Raw genomic sequence first — 19,454 nt, 5'->3', positions numbered from 1 at the left:
CAGGACGCCCTCAAGGCCGCCCGCCTCGACCAGCTCGCCCTGCCCACCGCCGCCGACGGCCTGAACGCCCTCCTCGAAGACCGCACCGCCTACGAGGACTTCGACACCGAGACCGCCGCCGCCCGCGGCATGGCCTTCGAACACCTCGACCAACTCGCCATGGACCACCTCCTCGGCGTCCGCTGACTCCCCGCCGCGGGCCGGCCGGTGCCCGCGGACCGCTCCCCCAACCCCCGTGCGACACAGTGGTCGTGCGGGCGGGCCGGCACCCCCTCGCACCCAAGGGCACCCACCGTGACAGCACATCCTCCCGCCGCCGCGCGCGGCGGGCGCGGACGCTCGCGCCGAGTCGTCGCGCCGCTCGCCGCAGTCTCCGTCCTGGTCTCCGCGGCGGCGCTGACCGGCTGCGGACAGCAGCGCGACGCCCGCGTGTACACCGTGATGAACTCCTCGACCGACGAGTCGTACCACCGCTGGGACGCCGAGGCCATGGGCCGCTGCGGCAAGCAGCTGGGCGTCACCATCGAGCAGCAGAGCGTTCCGGCCGCGCAGGTGATGACGAAGGCGCTGCGCATGGCCTCCTCCAAGTCCCTGCCGGACATCGTGCAGTTCGACGCCTCCGAGATGCCGACCTTCGCCGAGGCCGGCGGTCTGGTCGACCTCAGAACGCTCGGGCTGAGCACCCGGGACATCCCGGAGGGAATCGTCAACTTCGGCTCCTACAAGGGGACGTACTACGGCGCGGCCCGGTCCGTGAACACCCTCGCGCTCTTCTACAACAAGGACGTCCTCGACGAGGCCGGGCTGCCGGTCCCCACCACCTGGGCCGAGCTGCGGGCGACCGCGCAGAAGCTCACCCAGGGCAAGCGCTACGGCGTGGCGCTCAGCGCGGGCGGCGCCGAGGACGGCGTCTTCCAGTTCACCCCGTTCATGTGGTCCAACGGCGGCGACGAGACCCGGCTGGACAGCCCGCAGGTCGTGGCCGCCCTCGACTACTGGAAGAGCCTGCTGAAGGACGGCTCGCTGTCGAAGTCCACGGTCAGCTGGACGCAGGCGGACGTCAACGACCAGTTCATGGCGGGCAACGCGGCCATGATGATCAACGGGCCGTGGCAGGTCGAGACCCTCAACACCAAGAAGTCCCTGCACTGGGGCATCGCGCAGATCCCGGTGCCGAAGGCCGGTGACGCGTCGGTCGGCCCGCTCGGCGGCGCCGTGCTCACCGTGCCCAACACCGGGGACGGGCAGCGGGAGCGGACGGCCGCCAAGATCGTCGCGTGTCTGTCCGGCCAGAAGGAGCAGCTGACCTACGCGCTCAACAGCTGGATGGTCCCCGCCAACGAGAAGGCGGCCGCCGTCTGGCGCAAGCGGGTGCCCGAGCTGGACGCCCTCGCCGACCAGGTCGCCGCAGCGCGGTCCCGTACGGCCAAACTCGGCGCCGGCTGGTCGAGCGTCTCGCTCGCCCTGCAGAGCGCCTTCCAGTCCGCCCTGACCGGGCAGTCCAGCCAGGCCGCCCTCACGCGGGCCCAGCAGCGGGCCACGAGCGGGAACTGAGGTACGCGCACATGACCACGTCCACCGTCACCGCCCCGGCCGCCGCCCCGGCGTCCCGCACGGCCGGCGCACCGGACCCGGTCCGGCAGCGGCGCCGGCGCCGGCTCGCCCAGTGGGGGTTCGTCGCCCCCGCGGTCGTCTTCATGCTCCTGTTCTTCGGCTACCCGCTCGTCCGGAACGTCGTGATGAGCTTCCAGCACTACACGCCGAAGACGTTCTTCACCGGCGACGCCCCCTTCAACGGCACCGACAACTGGTCCCATGTGTTCCGGGACGCCCTGTTCGGCAAGGCGCTGTGGCACACCCTCGTCTTCACCGCGGGCTCGCTGCTCGGACAGTTCTGCATCGGTCTCGCGCTCGCCGTGTTCTTCAACCGCCGCTTCCCGCTGAACGGGGTGCTGCGCTCGCTGATCCTGCTGCCCTGGCTGGTGCCGATGGTGGTGTCGGGCATCGTGTGGCGGCGCATCCTCGACCAGGACACCGGGGTGCTCAACTCCTTCCTCGACACTCTGGGTCTCGGCGGCCACACCCCCTGGCTGACCAGCCCGAGCATGGCGCTGTTGTCGGTGATCCTGGTGAACATCTGGATCGGCATCCCGTTCAACATGGTCATCCTGTACGGCGGCCTCCAGGAGATCCCCAGAGAGCTGTACGAGGCGGCCGCCCTGGACGGCGCCTCGGCCTGGCGGACGTTCCGCTCCATCACCCTGCCGATGCTGCGGCCGGTGATCACGGTGGTCCTCGTGCTCGGCTTCATGTCGACCGTGAAGATCCTGGACCTGATCCTGGCGCTGACCGACGGCGGCCCCGCCGACGCCACCCAGACCCTGGGCACGCTCACCTACCAGAACTCGTTCGTCCAGCTGGACTTCGGAGCGGGCGCGGTCGTCGGCAACATACTCATCCTGATCTCCGCGGTGTTCGCGGTGTTCTATCTGCGGGCCAACCGCACCGAGGGGAAGTGATCCACGATGGCCGCTGACACACCGGTCGCCGCCGAGCCGCGGGGCCCCAGGCGGCGCCTGGGCTCCACCGTGGCGGGGGTGCTCATCCTGTGCGTGATGCTCTTCCCGCTGTACTGGATGCTGAACACCGCGCTCCAGCCCGAGTCCGGCCTGCTCCAGGTCGACCCGGTGCCGGGCAGCCTGGACCTGTCCGGCTTCTCCAAGGCCGTGACCGACCAGGGCGGGCATCTGCTGACCTCGCTGGTGGTCTCGCTCGGCGCCGTCGTCATCTGTCTGACCGTCGCGGCCCCGGCGGCGTACGGGCTGGCCCGGTTCGGCCTGCGTGGCTCGCGCACCATCGTGTTCGGCACGCTGATCACCCAGATGGTGCCGGGCATCGTCATCGCCAACGCGCTCTACAACTCGTACGTCGACCTGGGCCTGGTCAACTCCTACTTCGGCCTGATGCTCGCGGACGCCTCGCTCGGCATCCCGTTCTCGATCGTGCTGATGCGCTCCTTCATGGTGTCGATCCCGGCCGAGGTCATCGAGGCCGCTGAGGTCGACGGCGCGGGCCCGGTGCGCACGTTCGTGCGGGTCGTGCTGCCGATGAGCCGCAACTCCCTGATCACGTCCGGGCTGTTCGCGTTCCTGTTCTCCTGGAGCGACTTCATGTTCGCGCTCACCCTGAACACCACCGACGACGTCAAACCGGTCACGCTGGGCATCTACCAGTACATCGGCGCACACGTCGGGGACTGGGGCTCGGTGATGGCCGCGTCCGTGCTGTCCGCGATCCCGGCGGCGATCCTGCTCGTCCTCGCCCAGAAGTACATCGCCGCCGGCATCACCGGCGGTTCCGTCAAGTGACCACCGTCCGCATCGAGATGGGTTCTCCCGTATGACTGACTTCCCCGCCTTCCCGCCCGGCTTCGTGTTCGGCGCCGCGACCGCCTCGTACCAGATCGAGGGCGCGGCCCGGGAGGACGGCCGTGGCCCGTCGATCTGGGACACCTACAGCCACACGCCCGGCCTGGTGGCGGGCGGCGACACCGGCGACGTGGCCTGCGACCACTACCACCGCTATCCGCAGGACGTCGCCCTGCTGCGCGACCTGGGCGTCGGTTCGTACCGCTTCTCGATCGCCTGGCCGCGCATCGTGCCCGACGGCAGCGGCCCGGTGAACCCCAAGGGCCTGGACTTCTACTCCCGGCTGGTCGACGAACTGCTGGCGGCGGGCATCGAACCGGCCGCCACCCTCTACCACTGGGACCTGCCGCAGGCGCTGGAGGACCAGGGTGGCTGGCGGGTGCGCTCGACGGCGGAGCGGTTCGCCGAGTACACGGCCGTCGTCGCCGCGCACCTGGGCGACCGGGTGCCGCGCTGGATCAGCCTCAACGAGCCGTGGTGCAGCGCGTTCCTCGGCTACTCCATCGGCCGGCACGCCCCGGGCGCCCGTGAGGGCCGCGGCGCCCTTGCCGCCGCGCACCATCTGCTGGTCGGGCACGGCCTGGCCGTGCGGGAGCTGCGGGCGGCGGGGGTGCGCGAGGTGGGCATCACCCTCAACCTCGACCGCAACCTGCCGGCCTCCGGCTCCGCCGCGGACCTGGCGGCCGTCGTCCGGGCCGACACCCAGCACAACCTCGTATGGACCGAGCCGCTGCTCGCCGGCCGCTACCCGGACACGGAGGAGGACACCTGGGGCGAGCTGATCACCGGTCAGGACTTCCGGCGGGACGGCGACCTCGAACTGGTCTCGCAGCCGCTGGACTTCCTCGGCGTCAACTACTACCGGCCCATCGTGGTCGCCGACGCCCCGCTGCGGGAGGCCGATCCCGCCGAGCGCACCGCCACGGACAACCGCTACGCGGAGGCGCGGCTCCCCGGCGTCCGGCACACGGCGATGGACTGGCCGGTCGCCCCTGACACCTTCACGGACCTGCTGGTGTCGTTGAAGCAGCGGTACGGCCGGGCGCTGCCGCCGATCCACATCACGGAGAACGGCTCGGCCGAGGACGACACGGTGGGCGCCGACGGCGGCGTGCACGACGACGACCGGGTCGCCTATCTGCGCGACCATCTGTCCGCGCTGCGGGCGGCCATGGACGCCGGCGTCGATGTGCGCGGCTACTACGTGTGGTCCCTTCTCGACAACTTCGAGTGGGCCTTCGGCTACGACAAGCGCTTCGGCATCGTCCGGGTCGACTACGACACCCAGCGGCGCACCCCGAAGGACAGTTACCACTGGTACCGGGCGATGATCGCCGCCCAGCCGGGCCGCGGCTGACGGTGCGGGGCCGCCGGCCGGACCCGGCGGCCCCGTTCGCCGGCTTCCGGCCGCCTCCCGGTGATCCCGGTGGTTCTGCTCAGTCCTCGTCGCGTTCGGCGTACGCCGCCGGATCGGCGAGCACCTCCCGCACGATCACGCCGGCCGCGCCGCGGGCCGCGTCGCCCAGCGGGGACGACGCCCGCAGCCGGGTACGGTCCTGGTTCCACAGGCCCGACACCACCCGGCGGGCGAGTTCCGCCTCCACGGCCGGCGCGAGCCAGTCCATCAGCTCACGGTAGATGCCGCCGAGCATCACCGCGTCCGGGTCGAACAGGTTGACCGCGCCCGACACCACGACGCCGAGCTGCCGCCCGGCCCGCTCGATCGCGGACAGCACGGCCGGATCCGCCCGCCCGGCCCGCCGCCGCAGCTCGGCCACGCCCAGCAGACCCGCGTCGCTGCCGATGCCCGCGGCCTCCAGCAGGGCGGCCTGCCCGGCGTACTGTTCCAGGCAGCCCCGGGCCCCGCAGCGGCACAGCGGGCCGTCCGGGTCGACCACCATGTGCCCGATCTCCCCGGCGAAGCCGTGCGCGCCGCGCAGCAGTTCGCCGCCGAGCACCAGCGCGCCGCCGATGCCGATCTCCCCGGTCAGATACAGGAAGCTGCGCACGCCCTCGGTGCCGGCGCCGTACCACAGCTCGGCGAGCGCGGCGGCGTTCGCCTCGTTGTCGGAGCTGACCGGCAGCGGGCGGTGCGCGGGCCGCAGCGCGAGCAGCGCCTGGGCGAACAGCCCCTCGATCGCGACCCGCGTCCAGCCGAGATTGGGTGCCTGGCGCACGGTACCGCCGGTCACCAGGCCCGGCACGGCGACGTGCGCGCCGGCCGGGACGAGGCCCTGCTCGGCGGCCGACCCGAGGGCCCGCGCGGCCAGCTGGGCGGCGCGGGCCAGCACCTCGGACGGCTCCACGACGCGGTTGTCGACATGTTCCACGAGCCGGACACGGTCCGTGCCGGCCAGATCGACGACGCACACGGCGATGTAGTCGACGTTGATCTCCGCGCCAAGACCTGCGGGGCCGGTCCTGGCCACCTTGAGCACGGTGCCCGGACGCCCCACCTGGCCGCTGCTCGTCTTGCCCCACTCGGTGACGAAGCCGTACTCCAGCAGCTGCTCGACGAGCGAGGACACGGCGGCCCTGGTCAGGCCGACGCGCGTCGCGATCCCGGCACGTGTCGCCTCGCCCGCGTCGTGCACGGCCCGCAGCACCAGGCTGAGGTTGTGCCGTCTGACCGTTGCCTTGTCGGCCTTCGGTCCCAGGGGGGTCAGGTTGTTGTTCATCGTGCTGTCGAGCGTAGCGATGCCGCTGGTGAAGCCGCGTTCGCCCCGGTGCGGTACGCGCCGGACGGCCGGTCCGCACCGCGCCGGACGGCCGCCCGGCGCGCCCGCGCGGATCCAGCTCACCGACCTAGCGTTTGTTTGGTTGACGGCGCTAGGGTGGCGCCATGCCGCTCCAGTTGGACATGACGGACCGGGTCGTCCTGGTCACCGGAGGCACCAGGGGCGTCGGCGCCGGGATCGCGGCGGTGTTCCTGCGGGCGGGGGCCCACGTCGAGGTCTGCGGCCGCACCGCCCCGCGGGTCCGCACCGCGGCCGGCGGCGGGGCGGTGCGCTTCAGCCGGGTCGACGTCCGCGACCCGGACGCCGTGGCCCGCTGGGTGGCGGACACCGCCGCGCGGCACGGCCGGATCGACGTCGCGGTGAACAACGCCGGCGGCGCGCCCTTCGCCGACTTCGCCACCGCCTCGCCCCGCTTCCACCGCAGGGTCACCGACCTCAACTTCCTCGCCCCGGTCTTCGTGTGCCGCGAGGTCTTCCCGGTCATGGCCGGCCAGGACGACGGCGGCGTCGTCGTGAACATCACCTCCCTGAGCGCCCGGCGGCCCAGTCCGGGCACGGCCGTCTACGGGGCGGCCAAGGCCGCCCTGGAGAGCCTGACCGCGAGCCTGGCCGTGGAGTGGGCGCCGCGAGTGCGGGTCAACGCGGTCAGCTGCGGTCTTGTGGCCACGCCCGGGGCGGCCGACCACTACGGCGACGCCGAGCAGACCGCCCGGGTGGCGGCCACGATCCCGCGCGGGGTCTTCGCCCGGCCCGAGGACATCGGAGCGGCCTGTCTGATGCTCGCCTCGCCGCTCGCCGCGCACATCACGGGTGCCGTCCTCAACGTCGACGGGGGCGGCGAGTGGCCGGCTTTCCTGCGGCACACACCGAACGCCGGGGCGCAGGCGGCTCGTACGCCCGAACGGTGAACGCGGGCCCGCGGGCCCGTGCGCGGTGGCCGGTGTCCCGGTGTGGGCCGGCCGGAGCCGGTCCGGGCCCGCGGGGGCCCGGGCGCCCTGTGGCACGATGGAGCGCACACTGGCCGGCCGGGGCCGAACCCGGCAGGAGGGACCACGACATGGCGGTACGGCGCCCGGTGCGCACGGCGGCCCGCAACGGTGCGCGGGCGGGCAGCGGCGGTTCGGACCGCCGGGCGGAGCTGCTGCAGATCGCGGCCGGCCTGTTCGCCGGCCGCGGCTACGCCCAGACCACCGTCCGGGACATCGCCGACGAGGCGGGCATCCTGTCGGGCAGTCTCTACCACCACTTCAGTTCCAAGGAGGAGATGCTGCACGAGATCCTGCACGACTTCCTCGGGCGGCTGCTTGTGCGCTTCACCGCGATCGAGCGGGAGGCGCAGGACCCCAGGCAGGTGCTGGACCAGCTCGTCCAGCACTCGTTCACGGTCATCCACGAGACACCGCAGGCCGTCGCGCTCTACCAGAACGAGTCGGGCGCGCTGAGCGGCCAGCCCGGATTCGAGTACGTCGACCAGATGGGCAGGAAGATCGAGAAGATCTGGCTGCGCGCCCTGACCGCCGGTCAGCGGTCGGGGGTGTTCCGCGCCGACGTCGACGCGAGCCTGACCTACCGGTTCATCCGGGACACCGTGTGGTGCGCCGTGCGCTGGTACCGGCCGCGCGGCAGGTTCCGGCACGAGGCCGTCGCCGAGCAGTATCTGCGCGTCCTGTACGGCGGGCTCACCGCCCCGTGAGTCCGGGCCCGGCGGCGGGCACCTCCCGGTTGCGCAGCCCCTCCGGGTCGATCACCTCACGGATGAGCCGCAGTTCCGCGGCGTCCGGCAGCCGGGTCTCGGTGGCACCGGCACCCGCCAGGTCGAAGCCCGTGTTCCGGCGGACCTCCGCGACCGTGACGCCGGGGTGCACCGAGCGGATGCGCAGCCGTCCGTCGTCCCCGTAGTCGAGCACCGCCAGGTCGGTGATCACCACGCCGAGGTCGTGGAACCGGAGCCCGCCGCCCGCCCTGGCGCGGTCGTTGCCCACCCCGCACACCACGTCGACCTTCTCCACGAACACCTTGGGCGAGTGCCGGGCCACCCAGTAGTCGGTGCGGTGGTTGACCGTGTTGCCGGGGGCGCCGCGCACGCCGATCAGCTGCCGGGTGGGGTGCCGCCGGTCGCCGATGAGAGAGATGTTCTGGTTGCCGTAGGCGTCGAGCTGCGCGGCACCCATCATGCTCCGCCGCCGGCCGGCGGCGACGATGTCGAAGACCCGGCCGAACGGCACCCAGCCCTCGATGACGCCGCCGTGCGCGGCGGTCCGGCCGAGCGGCGGCGGTTCGCTCATGAAGTACGCCTCGCCGTCGGTGAGGGCCAGGTCCGGATTGGTCGTCATCCGCGCGAGCCGCGCCCCGAGGCCGGGCAGGACGCCGACCGCGTGGGCGAGCACCTCCCCGGCGTCCCGCCAGGCGTCGGCGCATGCCGCGGCACACACCTCGGCCCGGGTGATCCCGGTCATCGCCGCGCCCTCCCTGTGCCGTCCGGTCCGCCGTGCCCGGCGTGGAACTCGGCCACGGCCTTGTGATAGTCCGCCTCGTCCCCGTCGAGGAACGTCCGCCGGAACAGCCGCCACGCGGCGGGGTCCCGGGCGGCCGCGGCGTAGTGCGCCTGGAACGCCTCGTCCCGCCGGTGGTCGGGCTCGCACGAGGTGAAGTGGGCGCCGCCCGGCGTCTCGATCACCGCGGTCACGAAGATGCGGCTGATCAACAGGGACTGCGCGGGACCCGCGGCCGACAGCTCCCGCGGCGGCACGACCCGCTCGGCGCTCACATAGCAGCGGTCCGCGGCCATCGCGAAGAGGTCGTCGAAGTACGGGTCCGGGCCCAGGTACTGGGCGTTGCCCGCCGCGTCGGCCCGGTTGACGTGCACGAGGGCCGCGTCGAGCGGGAGCGCCTTCATCGCGACGTACTCCTCGCCGGTGTACGGGGAGGCGATCGTCACCAGGTGGGGGTTCATGGTCAGCACGTCGGAGCCGAGTCCGGCCCGGGTGGGCAGGAACGACAGCCGCTGTGCGGCGGCCCGCAGACCGGTGACGAGCATCCCCTCGTCGTACTCCGTGGTCTCGACGGCGCCCCGCTCCCGCACGGCCCGGAAGTGCGGGTCGAGCGCGATGCTGTCGAGCGAGACGAAGCCGTGCACGAGCCTGCGCACCTTGCCCGCGGCGCACAGCAGGCCGACGTCGGGGCCGCCGAACGAGACCACGGTCAGCTCGCGTACGTCGCTGCGCAGAAGCGCGCGCACCAGCGCCATGGGCTTGCGCCGGGACCCCCAGCCGCCGATCCCGACGGTCATGCCCGACTCGATCGTCGCCGCGAAGTCGTCCAGGGGCATCGTCTTGTCACCCATGAAGTCCTCCTCTCGCACGGTGTACCGCACCGGATCCGGGAAGCCGAGGCGCGCTACAACCTAGCGCTTGCTTGGCCAGGCCACCAGACCCAACGCCCCTCCCCCCGAAGCGACTTCGACCGACCACGCCTCGGCACAGGCATTGACCAAACAAATGCTTGGTGGGGTACGGTGACCACCGTGGACCCGAACTGGAGCGGAGGCGGGCCGTCCGTACCGGGATACGTGCCCGGACACGGTCTGCTCACGGGCAAGACCGTGGTGGTCACCGCCGCGGCGGGCGCGGGCATCGGATCCGCGATGGTGCGCCGCTGCCTGGAGGAGGACGCGGGCGCGGTCGTGCTGGGCGACGTCCACGAGCGCCGGCTCACCGAGGCACTCGGCCGGCTGGGCGAGGAGTTCGGCAGGGACCGGGTGGCCGCGGTGGTCTGCGACGTCACCGACGAACGCCAGGTCGGCGGCCTGCTGGACGCGGCGGAGGCGTTCGGCGGGGTCGACGTGATGGTCAACAACGCCGGGCTGGGGGGCACCGCGAGCGTCCTCGACCTGAGCGACGCACAGTGGTCACGGGTCCTGGACATCACCCTCACCGGCACGTTCCGCTGCGTCCGCGCGGCCGGCAACCGGATGGTCCGCGCGGGCCGGAGCGGTGTCATCGTCAACAACGCCTCGGTGGTGGGCTGGCGGGCCCAGGAGGGGCAGGCGCACTACGCGGCGGCCAAGGCGGGGGTGATGGCCCTCACCCGCTGCGCCGCGCTGGACCTGGCCGGGCACGGGATCCGGGTCAACGCGGTGTCCCCGAGCCTGGCCCTGCATCCGTTCCTGGCGAAGGTCACGACCGAGGAAATGCTCGACACGCTCAAGGGCCGGGAGGCGTTCGGCCGGCCCGCCGAGCCCTGGGAGGTGGCCAACGTCATGGTCTTCCTGGCCAGCGACTACTCCTCGTACATGACCGGCGAGGTCGTGTCGGTCAGCAGCCGGCACCCCTGAACCGGCACGCACGAACCGGCACGCACACACCGGCGCGCACGAGCGGCACGCACAAACCGGCACGCACGAACGGGCACGTCTGAGAAGGAGGCAACCCGTGGCCGACGCCTATGTGGTCGACGCCGTCCGCACTCCCGTGGGACGCCGCGGCGGTGCCCTCGCCGGGCTGCACTCTGCGGACCTCGCGGCCCATGTCATCGGCGCGCTGCTGCGCCGCACGGGCGTCGACCCCGGTGCCGTCGACGACGTGATCCTTGGCTGCTGCGACACCGTCGGCTCCCAGGCCGGCGACATCGCGCGCACGGCCTGGCTGGTGGCCGGACTGCCCGAGCACGTCCCGGGGGTGACGGTCGACCGGCAGTGCGGCTCCGGCCAGCAGGCGGTGCACTTCGCGGCGCAGGCGGTGCTGTCGCTGACCGCCGACCTGATCGTGGCGGGCGGAGTGCAGAACATGTCCGCCATCCCGATATCGGCCGCCATGACGCTGGGCCGGCGCTACGGCTTCAGCACCCCGTTCGCCGAGTCGCCCGGCTGGCGCGCCCGCTACGGCGACCAGGAGGTCTCGCAGTTCCGGGCCGCCGAACTGATCGCCGCGAGATGGCGGCTGAGCCGCGAGGACATGGAGCGCTATGCCTGGCGCAGCCACCGGCGGGCGGTGCGTGCGATCGACGCCGGCCGGTTCAAGGCCGAGATCGAGCCGGTCGGCGACTTCGACACCGACGCATGCCCGCGGCGCGACACCTCGCCGGACCTGATGGCCGCGCTGCCCCCGCTCGTCGAGGGCGGCCGGATCACCGCGGCGCTCGCCTCCCCGGTCTGCGACGCCGCCTCGGTCCTGCTCATCGCCTCCGAACGGGCCCTCGGAGAGCACGGGTTGACGCCACGGGCCCGGATCCGGCACCTCTCGGCCCGCGGCGACGATCCGGTCTGGATGCTCACCGGCCCCATCCCGGCGACCCGGCACGCCCTGCGCAGGGCGGGGATGTCCATCGACGACATCGACCTGTTCGAGGTGAACGAGGCCTTCGCCCCGGTCGTCGCGGCCTGGATCGCCGAGACCGGCGCCGACCCGGACAAGGTGAACGTCAACGGCGGCGGCATCGCCCTCGGCCATCCCATCGGCGCCACCGGCGCCCGGCTCATGACCACGCTGCTGGGCGAACTGGAGCGCACGGGCGGGCGTTACGGCCTGCAGACCATGTGCGAGGGCGGCGGCCAGGCCAATGTGACCATCCTCGAACGGCTGTGACGACAGGTGACAAGGAGCCCGGTATGACCGCCGCCGTCCATCCCGCCCTGCACACCCCGCTGTGCGACCTCGTCGGCGTCCGGTACCCGATCGTGCAGACCGGTATGGGACATGTCTCCGGTCCGGAGCTGACGGCCGCCACGGCGGCGGCGGGCGGCCTCGGCATCCTGGCCGGTGCGACGCTCACCCTGGAGGAGACCCGCGCCGCCGTCCGCACCGTGCGCGAACGCACCGACGCCCCGTTCGGCGTCAACTTCCGCGGCGACGCCCCCGACGTCCTCGAACGCGGCGAACTCCTGGTGCGCGAGGGCGTCAGGGTCGCCTCGTTCGCCCGCGCCCCCGACGAACGCGTCATCCGCCGGCTCAAGGAGGCGGGGCTGGTGGTCATCCCGTCCGTCGGCGCCCGCCGGCACGCCGAGAAGGTGCAGGCGTGGGGCGTGGACGCGGTGGTCGTCCAGGGCCACGAAGGAGGCGGCCACACCGGGGCGGTGCCCACCTCGATCCTGCTCCCGCAGGTGGTGGACGCCGTCGACATCCCGGTGATCGCGGCCGGCGGCTTCCGGGACGGCCGGGGTCTGGTCGCCGCGCTCGCCCAGGGCGCCGTCGGCATCGCGATGGGCACCCGCTTCCTGCTGACCAGCGACAGCACCGTCCGGGACGCGGTGAAGGCCGAGTATCTGCGCCGCGGGGTCACCGACACCGTGGTCACCTCGGTGCTGGACGGCGTCCCGCAGCGTGTGCTGCGCACCGAGCCGGTGGAACGGCTGCTCGATGAGGGGGCGGTGTCCCGGCTGGCGCGGTCCGTGCGGCACGCCGTCGCCTTCCGCCGGGTGTCCGGGCTGACCTGGACCGCCCTGGTGCGCGAGGGCCTGGCGATGCGGCGCCGCCATCATGACCTCGGCTGGTCCCAGGTCCTGATGGCGGCGAACACGCCCATGATGCTGCGCGCGAGCATGGTCGACGGACGCACCGACCTCGGCACCCTCGCCTCGGGACAGGTCGTCGGCGTCATCGAGGACCTGCCGAGCTGTGCGGAGCTGATCCAACGGATCGTCGCCGAGGCGGACGCCGTCCTCACCGGGCTCACCGCCGCCCCGGCACGCCGGTGACCGGGCCCACCGGGCCGGCCCCGCCGACCGCCGTCACATCGGGAGAACGCATGGGCACGGACATCGTCAGGGCCGCCGTCGACGGCCGCGGCATCGCGGAACTGGTCGTCGACCGGCCGCCGGTCAACGCCCTGCCGGTGGCTGGCTGGTACCGGCTGGCCCGGGAGCTGGACCGGCTGGGCGACGACCCTGAGGTGCGGGTCGTGGTGCTGCGCGCCGAAGGCCGCGGCTTCAACGCCGGGGTCGACATCAGACAGTTGCAGGCCGACCCCGGCGAGAGCGCGCTGATCGGGGTGAACCGGGGCTGCTTCGCCGCGTTCGCCGCGGTCTACGACTGCCCGGTCCCGGTCGTCGCGGCGGTGCACGGCTTCTGCCTGGGCGGCGGCGTCGGCCTGGTGGGCAACGCGGACGTCGTGGTGGCCGCGCAGGACGCCTACTTCGGGCTGCCCGAGGTGGACCGGGGGGCGCTCGGTGCCGCCACCCATCTGTCCCGGCTGGTACCGGCGCACCGGGCCAGGGCCATGATGTACACCTGCGCCACCGCGACGGCCGCCGAACTGCACGCGTTCGGTTCGGTGCTGGACGTCGTACCGAAGGCGCGGCTGCGCGAGCGGGCGCTGGAGGTGGCGGCCGAGATCGCCGCGAAGGACCCGCTGGTGATCCGCGCCGCCAAGGAGGCCCTGAACGGCATCGACCTGTGGGACGTCAGGCGCAGTTACCGCTACGAGCAGGGCTTCACCTTCGAGTTGGGGCTCAGCGGCGCCGCCCGCCGGGTCCGCGACACCTTCGGCCGCGGCCGGGACGGGGAGGCGTGAGCATGGACCTGACCTGGAGTCCCGAGGAGGAGGCGTTCCGCGCCGAGGCGCGCGCCTGGCTCGCGGCGCACGTGCCGCGCGAGCCGTTGCCCTCCGGTGACACCCGCGAGGGGTTCGCCGCCCACCTGGAGTGGGAACGCGCGCTGTTCGAGGCCCGCTGGGCGGTGGTGTCCTGGCCCGGCGAGTACGGTGGCCGGGACGCCTCGGTGTGGCAGTGGCTGATCTTCGAGGAGGAGTACTACCGGGCCGGGGCGCCCTTGCGGGTCACCCAGAACGGCATCTTCCTGCTCGCCCCGGCCCTGTTCGAGTTCGGCACGCCCGAGCAGCGGCGGCGGATCCTGCCGCGGATGGCCGCCGCCCGTGACCTGTGGGCGCAGGGGTGGTCGGAGCCGGACGCCGGCAGCGATCTGGCCGGGCTGCGCAGCCGGGCGGTCCGCGACGCCGCGGCGGGCGGGTGGCGGCTGACGGGCCAGAAGACCTGGACCACCCGCGGGGCGTTCTGCACCCATCTGTTCGGTCTGTTCCGCACCGACCCGCGGGCCGAGCGGCATCGCGGGCTGACCTATTTCCTCGTCCCTCTGGACGCGCCCGGTGTCACCGTGCGGGGCTTTGAACGCCTCGACGGCGACGAGGGCTTCGCCGAGGTGTTCCTGGACGACGTCTTCGTCCCCGACGCCGATGTGCTCGGCGGCGTCGGGCAGGGCTGGTCGGTCGCCATGGCCACCACCGGTGCGGAACGCGGGCTGACGCTGCGCTCCCCCGGCCGCTATCTCGACGCCGCCCGGCGGCTGCTGGAGCTGGCCCGGACCCGGCCCGGCGGACCGGGCCCGCACCGGGACCGGGTGGCGCAGTCCTGGATGGAGGCGGAGGCGTACCGGCTGTTCACCCTGGATCAGGTCACCTCGGCCGTCGAGGGACGGCAGGCGGGCGCGGAGTCGAGCCTGAACAAGCTGTACTGGTCGGAACTGGACATCCGGCTCAACGAGACGGCCATGGATCTGCTGGGTCCCGAGGCCGAGGCGGACGGCCCCTGGAGCAGGGGCTTTCTGTTCTCGCTGGCCGGTCCGATCTACGCCGGGACCAATGAGATCCAGCGCACCATCGTCGCCGAGCGGCTGCTCGGCCTGCCCAGGAGGTGACCGGAACCGATGCGCTTCGCCGTGGCGGAACGGGACGCGGTACTGGCCGAGGCGGTCGGCGAGGTGCTGGCCAAGCGGTGCGGGCCCGAACTGATCAGGGCCGGCTGGCCCGGTGGCCGGGTCGCGCAGGTGGACGCCCTGTGGCGGACCCTCGCGGGGGTCGGCATGCCGGCCGCTCTGGTCCCCGAGGCGGCGGGCGGTCTCGGCCTCGACGAGAACGCGCTGGCGCCGCTGATGGAGACGCTCGGCCGGGCCGGGCCGCCGGTGCCCGCGGCCGAGACCGTGGCCGTCGGCGCCCCGCTGCTCGCCGCCGCGGGCGCACCGCAGCTCGCCGCCGTGCTGGGCGGATCGTCCCTCGTCGCCGTGGCCCGTCAGGAGGGCGCCCCGGTGCCGTTCGCCGCCCGCGCCGCGCTGATCGTGGTGCGCGCCGGTGACGGGCTGCGGCTGTACGAGCGCGGCGAGGTGCGCGCCGAGCCGGTCGCCTCGGTCGACGGCTCGCGCGCATCGGCCCTGGTGTCGGCGCCGGCCGGCGGCGGGCTGCTGCTGGCAGAGGGACCCGAGGCGCTGGCCGCCGCGTGGCGGCGCGGGGTGCTGGCCACCTCCGCGCTGCTGGTCGGGCTCGGTGCGCGGATGCTCGAACTGACCGTGGCCCACGTCCGCGAGCGCCGTCAGTTCGGGGTGCCGGTGGGCTCGTTCCAGGCGGTCAAGCACGCGCTGGCGGACGTGGAGGTCGCGCTGCGCTTCGCCCGTCCCGCGGTGCTGGCGGCCGGCTGGGCGCAGGCGGCCGGCGACGCCGAGGCCGCGGTGCGCACCTCGATGGCCAAGGTACTCGCCTCGGACGCGGCGCGGCTTGCGGCCCGTACGGCGCTCCAGTGCCACGGGGCCATCGGCTACACCACGCAGTACCCGCTCCATCTGTACGCGAAGCGGGCCTGGGCGCTGGCCGCCGACTGGGGCGGCCCGGCGCACCACCGCGAACTCGTCGCGGGGTGGCTCGGATTGACCGGGCCCACCGGCCACGGGAGCGGGACGGATCTCGGCGAAGGGATGCACGGGTGACCGGAATCTGTCAGGACCGGGTGGTCGTCGTCACCGGGGCCGGTCGGGGCCTGGGCCGTGAGCACGCGCTGGCGCTGGCCGCCGAGGGCGCCCGGGTCGTGGTCAACGACCTCGGGGAGGCGGCGCGCGGGGTGGCCGAGGAGATCGTGGCGGGCGGCGGAACGGCCGTCGCCGACCTGGGCGACGTCAGCGACTGGGCGTACGCGAGGTCGCTGGTGGAGCGGGCCGTCGCGGCCTTCGGCACGCTGGACGCGCTGGTGAACAACGCGGGCGTCAACCGTGACCGGATGCTGGTGTCCATGTCCGAGGCGGAGTGGGACGTGGTGCTGAAGGTGGACCTCAAGGGGCATGCGGCGCCGCTCCGGCATGCGGTGGCGTACTGGCGCGAGCGCAGCAAGCAGGGCCGGCCGGTCGCCGCGCGGATCGTCAACACCAGTTCCGGCGCGGGTCTGATGGGCAGCGTCGGCCAGGGCAACTACGGTGCCGCGAAGGCGGGCATCGCCGCGCTCACCGTGATCGCGGCCGCCGAGACGGCCCGGTACGGGGTGACCGTCAACGCCATCGCGCCGTCGGCCCGTACGCCGATGACCGAGGCGGTCGCCGCCTTCGCGGACCGGATGCGCGCGCCGGATTCCGGCTTCGATGCCATGCACCCCGGCAATGTCTCCCCTCTTGTGGTGTGGCTGGCGTCGGCCGACTCGGGCGATGTGACGGGTCGCCTCTTCGAGGCCGAGGGCGGGACGATCGGGGTCGCCGACGGCTGGCGGCACGGCCCTCGGGCGGTCCGCGACCGCCGGTGGCGCCCGGCGGAGGTCGGTGCCGCGGTGCGCGGACTGCTCGCCGACGCGCCCGCGCCGGCCCCGGTCCACGGCACCTGACCGCCGCACCTGGCCACCGCACCCGCTCACGGCCCGCGATCGGTATGAACACCCCTGTTTCGGTACGAACGTGTCGCGGAGGCGAAGCGGAGAGCACCCACGTTACGTCCGGTGAACGCTTGGGGAAACGCTCGGTACTTGAGCCGCACAACACCTTGTTACCGGGCTATCTACGCGCGTATCTTTCCAGCCGACGCACAAGCCTTCCGCCACCTCCCACGGTTCAGTCGCGTCGTCCCGACTCCCGTATGAAAGAGCCCACGTGTCTGCACACATACCGCTGAGCCTGCGCGGCAGAGGCGCCAAGGCCGGCCTCATCGCCCTTCCCCTCGGCATCGCCGGATCACTGATCGCCCTTCCCCTGACCGCCCAGGCGGCCCCCTCGCCCGACGCCGTCGTCTCCGAGGTCTACGGCGGCGGTGGCAACTCCGGGGCGTCCCTCACCAACGACTTCATCGAGCTGGGCAACGCCGGTGGCGCACCGTTCGACCTGAGTGGCTGGTCCGTGCAGTACCTCAGCGGCTCGCCCACGGCCGGCAGCAAGTGGCAGGTCACCCCGCTGGACGGGGCCATCCCCGCGGGCGGCAACTACCTGGTCCAGGAGGCCAAGGGCACGGCGGGCGACACCGCCCTGCCGACGCCGGACGCCACCGGGACCATCGCCATGTCGGCGACCAGCGGCACCGTCGCGCTGGTCCACTCGACCACCGCGCTCACCTGCCTGACCGCCGCGGACTGCGCGGCCGACGGCACCGTGCAGGACCTGGTCGGCTTCGGCACCGCCGTGGTCCGCGAGGGCGGCCCCGCCACCGGCACGAGCAACACCACCTCCGTCGCGCGCGCCGCCTCGCTCGCCGACACGGACGACAACGCGGCCGACTTCACCGGCGGCACCCCGAGCCCCCGCAACGCGGCCGGCGGCGGCAGCGGCGACCCGTCGCCGACGCCCACCCCGTCGCCCACGGACACCACCCCGGGCCCGCTGCGCATCCACGACATCCAGGGCAGCACCCGGACCTCGCCGCAGAACGGCAAGACCGTCACCCATGTGCCCGGCGTGGTGACCGGTGTGCGCAGCACCGGCTCGAAGGGCTACTGGATCCAGGACCCCGAGCCGGACCAGAACCCCGCCACCAGTGAGGGCCTTTTCGTCTTCACGGGCTCCGCCACTCCGCTCGTCAAGGTCGGCGACTCGGTGCTGGTGTCCGGCAAGGTGAGCGAGTACTACCCCGGCGGCCAGAGCGGCGGCTCACAGTCCGTCACCGAACTGACCGGCCCGACCGCGGCCGTGCTCTCCACCGGCGACAAGCTGCCGGCGGCGGAGGCCGTCGACGCGCAGACGCTGCCCGACGCATACGCGCCGCAGGCCGACGGGGGCCGCATCGACTCCCTGGAGCTGAAGCCCGGCACATACGCGCTGGACTGGCTGGAGTCCCGCGAGGGCATGCGGGTGCAGATCGGCGACTCCCGGGTGGTGGGCGCCTCCAACACGTACAACGAGACGTGGATCACCACCAAGCCCGAGCAGAACCCGACCCCGCGCGGCGGCACGATCTACAAGGGCTACGACAGCCCCAACTCGGGCCGTCTGCTGATCACCCCGCTGACCGGTGACCAGGTGCACGCGAACGTCGGCGACACGCTCACCGGCACCACCGCGGGTCCCGTGGACTACTCCGGCTACGGCGGCTACAACGTCCAGGCGACGCAGGTCGGCACGGTCACGTCCGGCGGCCTCACGCCGGACGTGGCGAAGAAGGCCAAGTCGAACGAGCTGTCCGTCGCCACGTACAACGTCGAGAACCTCGACCCGATGGACCCGCAGAGCAAGTTCGACCGGCTCGCCGAGGGTGTCGTCAAGAACCTGGCCTCCCCGGACATCGTGAGCCTGGAGGAGATCCAGGACGACAACGGTCCCAAGGACGACGGCACGGTCACGGCCGACAAGACGATGGACCAGTTCATCGAGGCCATCAAGGCGGCCGGCGGCCCGGCGTACGACTGGCGCTCCGTCGACCCGGTCGACGACCAGGACGGCGGCGAGCCGGGCGGCAACATCCGCAACGTGTTCCTGTTCAACCCGAAGCGCGTCACCTTCGTCGACCGGCCGGGCGGCGACTCGACCACCGCCGTCGAGGCCGTCGGCGGCGGCAAGAAGGGCGTCAGGCTCTCCGCCTCGCCGGGCAGGATCAACCCCGCCTCCGGCGCCTGGAAGAGCAGCCGCAAGCCGCTGGTCGGCGAGTTCGTCTTCCGCGGTGAGCAGATCTTCGTGGTCGGCAACCACTTCAACTCCAAGGGCGGCGACCAGCCGGTGCACGGCGCAGTCCAGCCGCCGGTGCTCGGCTCCGAGACCCAGCGCGTCACCCAGGCGACGGAGGTCAACACCTTCGTGCGCAGCCTGCTCGCCAAGGACAGGAAAGCGAAGATCGTCGTCCTCGGCGACCTGAACGACTACCAGTTCTCCAAGCCGCTGGCCACGCTGACCGCAGGCGGGGTCCTGAAGGACCTGATCAACACGCTGCCCGTGAACGAGCGCTACAGCTACGTGTACGACGGCAACTCGCAGACCCTGGACCACATCCTGGTCTCGCCCGCCATCAAGAAGCCGGACTACGAGGTCGTCCACATCAACGCCGAGTTCTCCGACCAGAGCAGCGACCACGACCCGCAGGTGGTCCGCATCAAGTAGCGGGCCCCACCCCGTCC

The 19,454-nt window shown here is 72.9% G+C and carries 17 protein-coding genes and 1 pseudogene; 15 read left to right on the top strand and 3 right to left on the bottom strand.

The window, feature by feature from the left end; all coding sequences use genetic code 11:
- The 5 genes and pseudogenes from ACFYTE_RS05360 to ACFYTE_RS05340 form a co-directional block, all read left to right on the top strand.
- A pseudogene (locus ACFYTE_RS05360) lies at positions 1-186 on the top strand (xylose isomerase); the annotation flags it as partial.
- Between the two features lie 108 nt (positions 187-294).
- Positions 295-1,554, top strand: a complete 1,260-nt coding sequence (locus ACFYTE_RS05355; protein WP_388705138.1) for an ABC transporter substrate-binding protein — start codon at positions 295-297, stop codon at positions 1,552-1,554.
- Positions 1,555-1,565: 11 nt separating this feature from the next.
- Entirely contained in the window at positions 1,566-2,519 is a 954-nt protein-coding gene (locus ACFYTE_RS05350; RefSeq protein WP_388705135.1) for a carbohydrate ABC transporter permease, read from the top strand.
- Between the two features lie 6 nt (positions 2,520-2,525).
- On the top strand, positions 2,526-3,368 hold the full coding sequence (locus ACFYTE_RS05345; RefSeq protein WP_388705134.1) for a carbohydrate ABC transporter permease: 843 nt from the start codon (positions 2,526-2,528) through the stop codon (positions 3,366-3,368).
- Positions 3,369-3,399: 31 nt separating this feature from the next.
- Positions 3,400-4,785 carry a GH1 family beta-glucosidase gene (locus ACFYTE_RS05340; protein ID WP_388705131.1) on the top strand — a complete coding sequence of 462 codons (1,386 nt, stop codon included), beginning with the start codon at positions 3,400-3,402 and terminating at the stop codon, positions 4,783-4,785.
- A 79-nt stretch (positions 4,786-4,864) separates the two neighbouring features.
- Here the strand turns inward: ACFYTE_RS05340 and ACFYTE_RS05335 are convergent, their stop codons facing one another.
- Positions 4,865-6,106, bottom strand: a complete 1,242-nt coding sequence (locus ACFYTE_RS05335; RefSeq protein WP_388705198.1) for an ROK family protein — start codon at positions 6,104-6,106, stop codon at positions 4,865-4,867.
- 164 nt (positions 6,107-6,270) lie between these two features.
- On the opposite strand from ACFYTE_RS05335, the gene ACFYTE_RS05330 reads away from it, so the two are divergent.
- Both ACFYTE_RS05330 and ACFYTE_RS05325 read left to right on the top strand, forming a co-directional pair.
- Positions 6,271-7,074: an SDR family oxidoreductase gene (locus ACFYTE_RS05330; protein WP_388705130.1), complete on the top strand. Its 804-nt coding sequence runs from the start codon at positions 6,271-6,273 to the stop codon at positions 7,072-7,074.
- A gap of 149 nt (positions 7,075-7,223) precedes the next feature.
- Positions 7,224-7,859: a TetR/AcrR family transcriptional regulator gene (locus tag ACFYTE_RS05325; protein ID WP_388705127.1), complete on the top strand. Its 636-nt coding sequence runs from the start codon at positions 7,224-7,226 to the stop codon at positions 7,857-7,859.
- Here the strand turns inward: ACFYTE_RS05325 and ACFYTE_RS05320 are convergent.
- On the bottom strand, positions 7,846-8,622 hold the full coding sequence (locus ACFYTE_RS05320; RefSeq protein WP_388705125.1) for a CoA-transferase subunit beta: 777 nt from the start codon (positions 8,620-8,622) through the stop codon (positions 7,846-7,848). The genes ACFYTE_RS05325 and ACFYTE_RS05320 overlap by 14 nt on opposite strands.
- Positions 8,619-9,509 (bottom strand): CoA transferase subunit A, encoded by an 891-nt coding sequence (locus ACFYTE_RS05315; protein WP_388705123.1) that lies wholly within the window; start codon positions 9,507-9,509, stop codon positions 8,619-8,621. The genes ACFYTE_RS05320 and ACFYTE_RS05315 overlap by 4 nt, the downstream gene beginning before the upstream one ends.
- Positions 9,510-9,689: 180 nt before the next feature.
- Here ACFYTE_RS05315 and ACFYTE_RS05310 point away from each other — a divergent pair, with 180 nt between their 5' ends.
- The 8 genes from ACFYTE_RS05310 (at position 9,690) to ACFYTE_RS05275 (ending at position 19,437) form a co-directional block, all read left to right on the top strand.
- Positions 9,690-10,499: an SDR family oxidoreductase gene (locus tag ACFYTE_RS05310; protein WP_388705121.1), complete on the top strand. Its 810-nt coding sequence runs from the start codon at positions 9,690-9,692 to the stop codon at positions 10,497-10,499.
- A gap of 97 nt (positions 10,500-10,596) precedes the next feature.
- On the top strand, positions 10,597-11,748 hold the full coding sequence (locus ACFYTE_RS05305; RefSeq protein ID WP_388705118.1) for an acetyl-CoA C-acetyltransferase: 1,152 nt from the start codon (positions 10,597-10,599) through the stop codon (positions 11,746-11,748).
- A 23-nt stretch (positions 11,749-11,771) separates the two neighbouring features.
- Positions 11,772-12,857, top strand: coding sequence for an NAD(P)H-dependent flavin oxidoreductase (locus ACFYTE_RS05300; protein ID WP_388705115.1), 1,086 nt, complete (start codon positions 11,772-11,774; stop codon positions 12,855-12,857).
- A gap of 50 nt (positions 12,858-12,907) precedes the next feature.
- Complete coding sequence (locus ACFYTE_RS05295; RefSeq protein ID WP_388705112.1) at positions 12,908-13,672, top strand: enoyl-CoA hydratase family protein; 765 nt, start codon at positions 12,908-12,910, stop codon at positions 13,670-13,672.
- Between the two features lie 2 nt (positions 13,673-13,674).
- Positions 13,675-14,811, top strand: coding sequence for an acyl-CoA dehydrogenase family protein (locus ACFYTE_RS05290; RefSeq protein ID WP_388705110.1), 1,137 nt, complete (start codon positions 13,675-13,677; stop codon positions 14,809-14,811).
- Positions 14,812-14,820: 9 nt separating this feature from the next.
- On the top strand, positions 14,821-15,870 hold the full coding sequence (locus ACFYTE_RS05285; RefSeq protein ID WP_388705107.1) for an acyl-CoA dehydrogenase family protein: 1,050 nt from the start codon (positions 14,821-14,823) through the stop codon (positions 15,868-15,870).
- Positions 15,867-16,748 (top strand): SDR family oxidoreductase, encoded by an 882-nt coding sequence (locus ACFYTE_RS05280; RefSeq protein WP_388705105.1) that lies wholly within the window; start codon positions 15,867-15,869, stop codon positions 16,746-16,748. The genes ACFYTE_RS05285 and ACFYTE_RS05280 overlap by 4 nt, the downstream gene beginning before the upstream one ends.
- A 262-nt stretch (positions 16,749-17,010) precedes the next feature.
- The gene (locus ACFYTE_RS05275) at positions 17,011-19,437 is read left to right on the top strand and encodes a lamin tail domain-containing protein (protein ID WP_388705103.1); all 2,427 of its coding nucleotides are present in this window, start codon (positions 17,011-17,013) and stop codon (positions 19,435-19,437) included.
- The last annotated feature ends 17 nt before the right edge of the window (positions 19,438-19,454 follow it).

The sequence above is a fragment of the Streptomyces sp. NPDC004629 genome, assembly GCF_042873595.1.
Lineage (GTDB): Bacteria > Actinomycetota > Actinomycetes > Streptomycetales > Streptomycetaceae > Streptomyces.
Note: the sequence above shows the minus strand (reverse complement) of the source record. Positions and strands in the feature narration are given on the sequence as shown.